The following is a 10,632-nucleotide window of genomic DNA, read 5'->3' as shown; positions in this document are numbered from 1 at the left end:
AAGCCGGTTCCGGCTGATATGCTGGCTGCTGTACCGGGGCCTGTTCCGGCTGGTAAGCATGCTGCGGCTGGTAAGCCGGTTCAGGCTGATACGCTGGCTGCTGTACCGGGGCCTGTTCCGGATGATAGACCGGCTGAGCCTCATACCCTGGCAGCGGTTCAGACCATGCCTGCGGCGCAGCGGTATCCTGCGCGGCCAAAGCCACCGGATCGGCAATGCTATGACCGTTCAACAGAGGATCGTAGGGGTCAAAATCGCCGGGACGTGCCGCACTGACGCCGGAGAACAGAACATCATCAGCATTTGCCGGACGCGCTGCGCTGGAGCCAGAAAAAAGGACATCGTCAGCGGCAACAGGCGCACCGCCGGCGCTGTACTGAACCTCGTCTTCGGCGTCATCCATCCGTTTACCCGAGAACAGCGCCGCATCGGTCTTACGCCCCATCGGATTAGAGAACTTCTCAGCCAGACGCTGGCGGCGAGCTAAGGCGCTGCGTAAAATTCGCGCGCGTCGAGAACCCTGCGGCTTCGCGGGTTTATCATCTTCATATTCTTCTTCATCATCTTCATATTCCCCTTCATCAACCCAGGTATCGTCACGACGGGTACGGTTGCTGGCAAACGTGAGAATAGAAAGAATCGCACCGCCGAGTTTTTCAGCAATGCTAACCCAGGACCAGCCGGTAAATAGCGTCAGTCCTGCCGCCCAGATGCAGAGCAGCGCGATTGTGCCGCCGCTGCTGTGCAGCAGCGGTTGCAGGGTGGTGCTCAACAGACTGCCGATCACGCCGCCGGAGGCGAAATACCAGATATCATCAGCGTTGATTGCCGCCAGACCGCAGGAAGTGAGGATCAGCGCCAGCGCGCCAATTAAACGCAGCGAGACGGCGAAATAGTCGATGTACTCGTCGTTTTCTTGATGACGCCAGGCAAACCAGCAGCCGCCGATAATGATGACCGGAATGGTATAGGCCATTACGCCAAAAATAAAAAATAGCGTATCGGCAAGCCAGGCTCCCGGCGTCCCGCCTATGTTGTGAATAGGCTCATGCCACGCCGTTTGCGACCAGCTAGGATCCGAGGGATTAAAGCTGAGTAAGGCCGCCATCAACCAGATGGCAAAAAGGGAGCAAAGAATGAGTAACGCCTCAAGGAGCCGGCGTCCGCTACTCAGCTTTGTGAATTTGACTTCTTTGTCTTCAGTGTATTCCTGGCTCAAGAAAGGCTCTCCAGGTATCAGGCTGTTTCCTGCCTTCGGCTAAAACGGACAACAGTGCCGGGTCTCCCCGGCACTGTTGCTGTATGGATTAACAGGAGTGTAATCAAACTACATCGATTTTGCACCTGTTCCGTGTTAGCGCGTCTTGATTACCAGACGATTACTCTGCTTGACTTCTTCCATTACCACATAGGTACGGGTGTCATTTACGCCCGGCAGGCGCAGCAAGGTCTCGCCCAGTAATTTACGATACGCTGACATATCCGGTACGCGGGTTTTCAACAGGTAGTCAAAATCCCCGGAAACCAGATGACACTCTTGAATTTCTTCAAGTTTTTGCACAGCGGAGTTAAATTGCTCAAACACATCCGGCGCGCCACGATTCAGAGTAATCTCAACAAATACCAGAAGTGATGCATCCAGATAGTGCGGGTTGAGCAGCGCTGTATAGCCCTGAATAAAACCCTGTCTTTCCAGTCGACGCACGCGCTCAAGGCAAGGCGTCGGAGAAAGTCCCACCCGTTTAGAAAGCTCGACGTTGGAAATACGCCCGTCTTTTTGCAATTCATTCAAAATATTACGATCAATGCGGTCGAGATCTTTGCCAGGGCGCTTCTTGCTATCTACCATTATTATTGTCTCTCTGTATTCCTTCCCTACTCCTGTTCCGACTCTGAGCCTTCACTGCCAGAGTCCATCCTGTTATCACCCGTACGACGTTGGGTAACCCAGGGGTACGTGAGAAGCCCGTTGCCTGACGGCAGTCACCGACATCACGCATGGCGTCTGTCCACACCATGCGTAGATTTCGCTAACCCGGATAAAAATGGCATTTGCGTGCATGAAAATTCGCCACACGCGAAACACTGCTTTTCTTCTTCCATGAATGTTTTCGCAAAAGCACAGGGGATTGTCAAAGCAAAACATCGATTTTTAGTACAAGATGCCAGATATTCATAATCCTCCCCGGTTGATTCTCATGTTTTCCTCTTATAATTGTCTCGCTAACAGTAGAATTAGTTATATTCTTCGTTCGTTAAATCGCCGATTAATCGGCAGCTTCTATTGCACATATCGTTAACAAAACCGCCGCGCTCTTTTTTTACGTCCACAAATTCCCTACAATCCAGCTCATGTATGCCAATAAATTATGAGGATCTCATGGGCACGGCCAAACACAGTAAACTGCTTATTCTTGGTTCTGGACCTGCGGGATACACCGCTGCGGTCTACGCAGCGCGCGCAAATCTGCAGCCGGTACTGATTACCGGAATGGAAAAAGGCGGTCAGCTGACCACCACCACGGAAGTGGAAAACTGGCCAGGCGATCCTAACGAACTGACCGGACCGCTGCTGATGGAGCGCATGCATGAACATGCCACCAAATTTGAAACCGAAATTATTTTCGATCATATCAACAGCGTCGACCTGCAAAACCGTCCGTTCCGCCTGGTCGGCGACAGCGGCGAATACACCTGCGATGCCCTGATTATTGCCACCGGCGCTTCAGCACGCTATCTGGGTCTTCCCTCGGAAGAAGCGTTTAAGGGCCGCGGCGTGTCTGCCTGCGCGACCTGCGACGGTTTCTTCTATCGTAACCAGAAGGTTGCCGTCATCGGCGGCGGCAATACGGCCGTCGAAGAGGCGCTGTACCTGTCTAACATTGCTTCTGAAGTGCATTTGATCCACCGTCGTGACGGCTTCCGCGCGGAAAAAATCCTTATCAAACGCCTGATGGACAAAGTGGAGAGCGGCAATATTGTGCTGCACACCCACCGTACGCTGGAAGAAGTGACCGGCGACCAGATGGGCGTAAGCGGCTTGCGTCTGCGCGATACCCAGAATGCGGATAACGTTGAATCCCTCGAAGTTGCGGGGCTGTTCGTGGCTATCGGCCACAGCCCGAACACGGCAATTTTCGCCGGTCAGCTGGAGCTGGAAAACGGCTACATTAAAGTCCAGTCCGGCATCCACGGCAACGCTACCCAGACCAGCATCCCGGGCGTCTTCGCCGCCGGCGACGTGATGGATCATATCTACCGTCAGGCGATTACTTCTGCGGGTACCGGCTGCATGGCGGCGCTGGACGCGGAGCGCTATCTGGATGGTTTAGCCGACGCTTGCAAATAATCTTTACAAGTCAGTAACAAAGGTAAAGAAGGCGACGAAAAGTCGCCTTTATTTTTGCCTCGTTGTAACATTGCCGTGCCCAAAAAACTCATAACTACACCTGCTAAGCGCGCAATGAATAAAACCCGTCAACAAGAGTTAACCCGTTGGTTAAAAGATCAAAGCATTATCTCCCGTCGCTGGTTGATGATTTCCCGCGTATTGGGCGTCGTTAGCGGCCTGTTGATCGTCGCCCAGGCCTGGTTCCTGGCGAGGATCCTCCATCGCATGATTATGGAAAATATCCCCGCGACGGCGCTGCTGCTGCCCTTTACGCTACTGGTGCTGGTCTTTGTGCTGCGCGCCTGGGTGGTCTGGCTGCGTGAAAGAGTGGGTTTTCAGGCCGGTCAACATATCCGCCTTGAGATCCGCCGTCAGGTTCTGGATCGTTTACAGCAGGCGGGACCGGCGTGGATACAGGGCAAACCTGCGGGTAGCTGGGCCACGCTGATCCTTGAACAGATCGACGACATGCATGACTACTATGCTCGCTATTTGCCGCAGATGACGCTGGCCGCCTCTGTACCGTTGCTGATTGTTATTACGATTTTCCCCATCAACTGGGCCGCGGCGCTGATTCTGCTGGGTACCGCACCGCTTATTCCGCTGTTTATGGCGCTGGTGGGAATGGGCGCGGCTGATGCCAACCGCCGCAACTTTCTCGCTCTGGCGCGTTTAAGCGGCCATTTTCTCGATCGCCTGCGCGGTATGGAAACGCTGCGTATTTTTCATCGCGGCGAAGCGGAGACGGACAACATACGCGAGGCCTCGCAGGATTTCCGCCAGCGGACAATGGAAGTGCTGCGCCTGGCGTTTCTCTCCTCCGGTGTCCTGGAGTTTTTCACCTCGCTGTCGATTGCGCTGGTCGCCGTTTACTTTGGTTTTTCCTATCTGGGAGAGCTCAACTTTGGCCATTACGGCGCCGGGGTGACGTTGATGTCCGGTTTCCTCGCCCTGATTCTGGCTCCTGAGTTTTTCCAGCCACTGCGCGATTTAGGCACCTTTTATCATGCGAAAGCGCAGGCGATTGGCGCCGCCGATAGCCTGAAGACCTTTATGGAAGCGCCGCTGGCGCAGGCAGAGCGTGGGGAAAAGGCATTAAAAGATAATGAAACGGTAAGCCTTGAAGCTCGCGACCTGCTGATTAAGTCTCCCGAAGGAAAAGTGCTGGCCGGGCCGCTGAATTTTTCCCTGCGCGCCGGTGAACGCGTGGTGCTGGTTGGGCAAAGCGGCTCGGGAAAAAGCTCGCTACTGAATACGTTAACGGGTTTTCTTCCCTATGACGGCTCGCTCAAGGTCAATGGCGTCGAGTTAAAGAGTCTGGATGCCGACCGCTGGCGTCGTCTCCTGAGCTGGGTCGGGCAAAATCCGCAGCTGCCCGCGGCGACGCTGCGCGAAAACGTCCTGCTCTCCTGCCCTGAAGCCACCGAAGCGCAGCTGCAGCTTGCGCTGGATAAAGCCTGGGTTAGCGAGTTCGTCTCTCTTCTGCCGCAGGGTATTAATACGCCTGTTGGCGATCAGGCCGGCCGGCTGTCGGTCGGGCAGGCTCAGCGCGTCGCCGTCGCACGAGCGCTGCTGGTGCCCTGTCGTCTGCTGCTGCTTGATGAGCCTGCCGCCAGCCTTGACGCGCATAGCGAACAGCGCGTGATGCAGGCGCTGACCAATGCATCAACGCAGCAAACCACGCTAATGGTTACCCATCAGTTGGAAGGACTGGCGAACTGGGATGCGATCTGGGTTATGCAGGATGGTCGAATTGTTGAGCAAGGCAGCTATTCGCAGCTGGCGGCCGCTGGCGGCCCCTTCGCGACCCTGCTCGCTCATCGTCAGGAGGAGATTTAAATGCGCGCATTATGGCCTTACCTGGCGCTGTACAAACGACACAAATGGCTGTTGCTGCTCGGTATCGTGCTGGCGATCGTGACGCTGCTGGCCAGCATTGGCTTATTAACGCTGTCCGGCTGGTTCCTGTCGGCATCAGCCGTCGTTGGCGTGGCGGGCATCTACAGCTTTAACTATATGCTGCCAGCCGCGGGCGTGCGCGGCGCGGCGATTATTCGCACCGCTGGCCGCTACTTTGAGCGTCTGGTCAGCCATGACGCCACCTTCCGCGTTCTGCAGCACCTGCGGGTCTTTACCTTCAGTAAGCTGCTGCCGCTCTCCCCCGCCGGACTGGCGCGTTTTCGTCAGGGCGAGCTGCTTAACCGGGTGGTTGCAGATGTCGATACCCTGGATCATCTCTATTTGCGCGTCATATCACCGCTGGTAGGCGCGCTGGTAGTGATCCTGGTCGTCACCGTAGGGTTGAGCGTGCTGGACGTCACTCTGGCCCTGACCCTCGGTGGGATTATGCTGCTCACCCTGCTGGTGATGCCGCCGCTGTTCTATCGCGCAGGTAAACCCGCAGGTGAAAGCATAACCCGGCTTCGCGGGCAATATCGCCAGCATCTGACCTCATGGCTCCAGGGACAGGCGGAACTCATGCTGTTCAACGCCAGCGACCGCTACCGGCAGCAAATGGAAAAAACGGAAGCGCGCTGGCTGGATGCGCAGCGTCGCCAGGCTGAGCTCACCGCGCTCTCTCAGGCGCTGATGCTGCTGATTGGCGGAATTGCGGTTATCGCTATGCTGTGGCTCGCCTCCGCGGGCGTTGGCGGCGATACTCAGCCAGGGGCGCTGATTGCGCTGTTTGTCTTCTGCGCGCTGGCGGCGTTTGAAGCGCTGGCGCCGGTAACCGGCGCATTTCAGCATTTAGGGCAGGTGATCGCCTCCGCAAAGCGCATCACGCAAATTACCGAGCAAGAGCCGGAAGTGGCCTTCCCTCAGGGCGAAGGCCAGACGCTGGATCGCGTCTCGTTACGCTTACATCAGGTCACCTTCAGCTATCCGCAGCAGCCCTCCCCCGCGCTGGAGAAAGTGTCATTGCAGATCGAGGCCGGAGAGCATATCGCCATCCTCGGACGAACAGGCTGCGGTAAATCGACCCTGCTGCAGCTGCTGACCCGCGCCTGGGATCCGGCTGAAGGGGAAATCTTACTCAACAATCAGCCGCTGGGGCAGTTTAATGAGGCGACGCTGCGCCGGGCGATGAGCGTCGTGCCGCAGCGCGTACATCTGTTCAGCGCTACGCTGCGCGACAACCTGCTGCTGGCTTCTCCCGGAGCCAGCGATGCCCGACTTGCCCAAACGCTTGAACGCGTCGGCTTAGCGAAATTACTGGAAGATAGCGGTCTGAATAGCTGGCTGGGTGAAGGCGGCCGTCAGCTTTCCGGCGGCGAGCTGCGCAGGCTGGCTATCGCCCGCGCCCTGCTTCACGATGCGCCGGTCATGCTGCTTGATGAACCTACTGAAGGCCTCGATGCGACGACCGAAAGTCAAATCCTTGATTTACTGGCGGAAGTGATGCGTGAAAAAACCGTGTTAATGGTAACCCATCGTCTGCGCGGACTGGCGCGTTTTAATCAGATAATAGTCATGGACAACGGGAAGATTATTGAGCAAGGTAGTCACGCAGAACTGCTGGCTGAACAGGGGCGTTACTACCAGTTTAAGCAGCGCCTGTAGGCTACTATTGAATCATTGCCTGATGCGTTGAGGTAAAAATGCGGCTGGTTCAGCTCTCTCATCATTCCATCGCCTTCCCCTCCCCGGAAGGCGCTTTACGCGAACCTAATGGCCTGTTAGCGCTGGGCGGCGATCTTAGCCCGGCGCGTTTACTGATGGCCTATCAGCGCGGTATTTTTCCGTGGTTTTCGCCCGGCGACCCTATTTTGTGGTGGTCCCCCGATCCGCGAGCGGTACTGTGGCCAGAGAAATTTCATCTCAGCCGCAGCATGAAGCGTTTCCATCAGCGCTCGCCTTATCGCGTCACGCTGAATCACGCCTTTGGTCAGGTTATCGAGGGCTGCGCCGACCACCGCGATGAGGGAACATGGATAACGCCGGGGATCGTTCAGGCGTACCACCAGCTGCATGAGCTGGGACATGCTCATTCTGTTGAAGTATGGCAGGGAAAGGAATTAGTCGGCGGGATGTACGGCGTCGCGCAGGGCGCGCTGTTTTGCGGAGAGTCGATGTTCAGCCGTGCCGAAAACGCCTCTAAAACCGCGCTGCTGGTCTTTAGCCAGATATTTTCGCAGGATGGCGGAAAATTAATCGATTGTCAGGTGCTGAATAAGCATACGGCGTCGCTGGGCGCAGTGGAAATTCCCCGCCGCGATTACCTCGACTATCTTTCCGTGCTGCGGACGTATCGTCTGCCGGAGCGATTCTGGGTACCAAGGGTGCTATTTGCAGGAGAAGCATAAATGTTTTCAGCACATTTTTTGTTGGGATGTTATAATTGCGCGGTAGAGTAGCTTCTGCCCGTTGCCCCGCCGCCGTTTGGGAATAATAAGAGTCAGATAACACCCATTGTTCTGTCACTCCCCCTTTACGTTTGCGCCTGTCACCCGGTTTATCCGCGTGAATTACGGGTAATGCGCCAAAACTACTTCGGCGATTTGACGTAAAACTTTACATACTTGCTGAACTTCGGCATTATCTTGCCGGTTCAAAACTACGGTAGTGATACCCCAGAGGACTAGATGGCCAAAGAAGACAATATTGAAATGCAGGGCACCGTACTTGATACGCTGCCTAACACTATGTTCCGCGTAGAACTGGAAAACGGTCACGTGGTAACTGCGCATATTTCCGGTAAAATGCGTAAAAACTACATCCGCATTCTGACGGGCGACAAAGTGACTGTTGAGCTGACCCCGTACGACCTGAGCAAAGGCCGCATTGTCTTCCGTAGTCGCTGATCGTTTTCGCGCTTAGCGCGCCAGATGCTGAAGGCCGGGATAATTCCCGGTCTTTTCATTTCTGCGTCATTTACAACTTAAAGCGCGCAGATAAAAAAACCGGCCCTGAGGCCGGTTTTGTCACTGAGTACCGAAACTTAATGCGCCGCTTCCGGTTTGTGCTTCTGCGCACTCTGGAAGTCGTAGGTCAGCGCATTTTTCTCTTTATCCAGTTCAACGGTCACCTGTCCGCCGTCAACCAGTGAGCCAAACAGCAGCTCGTTGGCCAGCGGTTTTTTCAGGTTGTCCTGAATCACCCGCGCCATCGGACGCGCGCCCATGGCCCGGTCATAGCCTTTCTCGGCCAGCCAATCGCGGGCTTCCTGGCTGACTTCCAAAGAGACGCCTTTCTGATCCAGCTGAACCTGCAGCTCGACGATAAATTTATCCACCACCTGATGGATAACCGTCGTAGACAGATGATCGAACCAGATAATGTTGTCGAGACGGTTACGGAACTCCGGCGTAAAGATCTTTTTGATCTCATCCATCGCATCCGGACTGTTGTCCTGATGGATGAGGCCAATGGATTTACGCTCGGTTTCGCGCACCCCGGCGTTGGTGGTCATCACCAGCACCACGTTGCGGAAATCCGCTTTGCGGCCGTTGTTGTCGGTCAGCGTCCCGTTATCCATCACCTGCAGCAGCAGGTTAAAGACATCCGGATGCGCTTTTTCAATTTCATCCAGCAGCAGCACCGCGTGCGGATGCTTAATAACCGCATCGGTCAGCAGCCCGCCCTGATCGAAACCGACGTAGCCCGGAGGCGCACCGATTAAGCGGCTGACGGTATGACGTTCCATATATTCGGACATATCAAAACGCAGCAGCTCAATGCCCAGCGACTTCGCCAGCTGTACGGTAACCTCGGTTTTACCGACCCCGGTAGGCCCGGCGAACAGGAAAGAGCCGACGGGTTTGTGCTCATGGCCAAGCCCGGCGCGCGCCATCTTGATCGCTTCGGTTAAGGCCTCAATCGCCTTATCCTGACCGAAGACCAGCATTTTCAGGCGATCGCCGAGGTTTTTCAGCGTATCGCGATCGCTGCGGGAAACGCTCTTCTCAGGTATACGTGCAATCCGCGCCACCACGGACTCAATATCCGCCACGTTAACCGTTTTCTTACGTTTGCTCACCGGCATCAAGCGCGCACGCGCCCCGGCTTCATCAATCACGTCAATCGCCTTATCCGGCAGATGACGATCGTTAATGTACTTCACCGCCAGCTCTACCGCCGCACGTACCGCTTTCGCGGTGTAACGGACGTCGTGGTGCGCTTCATACTTCGGCTTCAGGCCGTTAATAATCTGCACCGTCTCTTCCACGGAAGGTTCGGTGATATCAATTTTCTGGAAACGCCGCGCCAGGGCACGATCTTTTTCAAAGATGTTGCTGAACTCCTGATAGGTCGTCGAGCCAATGACCCGAATCTTACCGCTGGAAAGCAGCGGTTTAATCAGGTTAGCGGCATCGACCTGCCCGCCGGAAGCCGCCCCCGCACCGATAATGGTGTGGATCTCATCGATGAACAGAATACTGTTGGTGTCCTGCTCCAGCTGCTTAAGCAGCGCTTTAAAGCGTTTTTCAAAGTCGCCGCGGTATTTAGTACCTGCCAGCAGCGAGCCAATATCCAGTGAATAGATAGTGCAATCGGCCATCACTTCCGGCACGTCGCCCTGCACGATACGCCAGGCAAGACCTTCAGCAATAGCGGTTTTACCAACGCCGGATTCCCCCACCAGCAGCGGGTTGTTCTTGCGGCGGCGGCACAGAACCTGAATAGCACGTTCCAGCTCTTTCTCACGGCCGATCAGCGGATCGATACCGCCTACGCGGGCAAGCTGGTTGAGGTTGGTGGTGAAGTTTTCCATACGATCCTCCCCGCCTGCTTGCTCTTCGCTGCTGCCAGGCTGACTTCCGCTGTTATCGGAAGACTGGCTCGGCTCGTCTTTACGCGTACCGTGAGAGATGAAATTCACCACATCAAGTCGGCTGACTTCATGTTTACGCAGCAGGTATGCCGCCTGAGATTCCTGTTCGCTAAAAATCGCGACCAGAACGTTGGCGCCGGTCACTTCGCTGCGGCCGGAAGACTGGACGTGGAAAACAGCACGTTGCAGCACGCGCTGGAAGCTCAGCGTCGGCTGAGTGTCGCGCTCTTCTTCCGTTGCAGGCAGTACGGGTGTGGTCTGTTCGATGAAGGCTTCAAGCTCCTGACGCAGCGCGACCAGGTCCACTGAACACGCTTCAAGCGCTTCGCGGGCCGAAGGGTTGCTAAGCAGCGCCAGCAACAAGTGCTCGACGGTCATGAACTCATGACGGTGCTCGCGCGCTCTGGCGAAAGCCATGTTTAAACTGAGTTCCAGTTCTTGATTGAGCATAGGCACCTCCCCCAAGTTT

The 10,632-nt window shown here is 55.7% G+C and carries 8 protein-coding genes; 5 read left to right on the top strand and 3 right to left on the bottom strand.

The window, feature by feature from the left end; genetic code table 11:
- Positions 1-1,219 (bottom strand): DNA translocase FtsK 4TM domain-containing protein (locus tag ABLU67_RS20455; RefSeq protein WP_348852513.1); only part of this gene is annotated, 1,219 nt, incomplete at its 3' end.
- 135 nt (positions 1,220-1,354) lie between these two features.
- Positions 1,355-1,849: a leucine-responsive transcriptional regulator Lrp gene (gene lrp / locus ABLU67_RS20450; protein ID WP_002439523.1), complete on the bottom strand. Its 495-nt coding sequence runs from the start codon at positions 1,847-1,849 to the stop codon at positions 1,355-1,357.
- 531 nt (positions 1,850-2,380) lie between these two features.
- Here lrp and trxB point away from each other — a divergent pair.
- The 5 genes from trxB to infA all read left to right on the top strand — a co-directional run bounded on the left by trxB (position 2,381) and on the right by infA (position 8,193).
- Positions 2,381-3,349: a thioredoxin-disulfide reductase gene (trxB, locus tag ABLU67_RS20445; RefSeq protein WP_025108299.1), complete on the top strand. Its 969-nt coding sequence runs from the start codon at positions 2,381-2,383 to the stop codon at positions 3,347-3,349.
- Positions 3,350-3,463: 114 nt separating this feature from the next.
- Entirely contained in the window at positions 3,464-5,230 is a 1,767-nt protein-coding gene (gene cydD / locus ABLU67_RS20440) for a cysteine/glutathione ABC transporter permease/ATP-binding protein CydD (RefSeq protein ID WP_025108298.1), read from the top strand.
- The gene (gene cydC, locus ABLU67_RS20435; RefSeq protein ID WP_032720837.1) at positions 5,231-6,952 is read left to right on the top strand and encodes a cysteine/glutathione ABC transporter ATP-binding protein/permease CydC; all 1,722 of its coding nucleotides are present in this window, start codon (positions 5,231-5,233) and stop codon (positions 6,950-6,952) included.
- A gap of 38 nt (positions 6,953-6,990) precedes the next feature.
- Positions 6,991-7,695 carry a leucyl/phenylalanyl-tRNA--protein transferase gene (gene aat, locus ABLU67_RS20430; RefSeq protein WP_009653303.1) on the top strand — a complete coding sequence of 235 codons (705 nt, stop codon included), beginning with the start codon at positions 6,991-6,993 and terminating at the stop codon, positions 7,693-7,695.
- A 279-nt stretch (positions 7,696-7,974) separates the two neighbouring features.
- The gene (gene infA, locus ABLU67_RS20425) at positions 7,975-8,193 is read left to right on the top strand and encodes a translation initiation factor IF-1 (RefSeq protein ID WP_002211347.1); all 219 of its coding nucleotides are present in this window, start codon (positions 7,975-7,977) and stop codon (positions 8,191-8,193) included.
- Between the two features lie 137 nt (positions 8,194-8,330).
- Here infA and clpA read toward each other — a convergent pair whose 3' ends face one another.
- On the bottom strand, positions 8,331-10,613 hold the full coding sequence (gene clpA / locus ABLU67_RS20420; protein WP_004849425.1) for an ATP-dependent Clp protease ATP-binding subunit ClpA: 2,283 nt from the start codon (positions 10,611-10,613) through the stop codon (positions 8,331-8,333).
- Positions 10,614-10,632: the final 19 nt, after the last annotated feature.

The organism is Klebsiella sp. GN_Kp190, from assembly GCF_040061795.1.
GTDB classification, from domain to species: Bacteria; Pseudomonadota; Gammaproteobacteria; order Enterobacterales; family Enterobacteriaceae; genus Klebsiella; species Klebsiella michiganensis.
Note: the sequence above shows the minus strand (reverse complement) of the source record. Positions and strands in the feature narration are given on the sequence as shown.

Coding starts and splice junctions, on each gene's coding strand:
- aat (WP_009653303.1), top strand. CDS start 6,991: ATGCGGCTGGTTCAGCTCTCTCATCATTCCATCGCCTTCCCCTCCCCG.
- cydC (WP_032720837.1), top strand. CDS start 5,231: ATGCGCGCATTATGGCCTTACCTGGCGCTGTACAAACGACACAAATGG.
- infA (WP_002211347.1), top strand. CDS start 7,975: ATGGCCAAAGAAGACAATATTGAAATGCAGGGCACCGTACTTGATACG.
- lrp (WP_002439523.1), bottom strand. CDS start 1,849: ATGGTAGATAGCAAGAAGCGCCCTGGCAAAGATCTCGACCGCATTGAT.
- trxB (WP_025108299.1), top strand. CDS start 2,381: ATGGGCACGGCCAAACACAGTAAACTGCTTATTCTTGGTTCTGGACCT.
- cydD (WP_025108298.1), top strand. CDS start 3,464: ATGAATAAAACCCGTCAACAAGAGTTAACCCGTTGGTTAAAAGATCAA.
- clpA (WP_004849425.1), bottom strand. CDS start 10,613: ATGCTCAATCAAGAACTGGAACTCAGTTTAAACATGGCTTTCGCCAGA.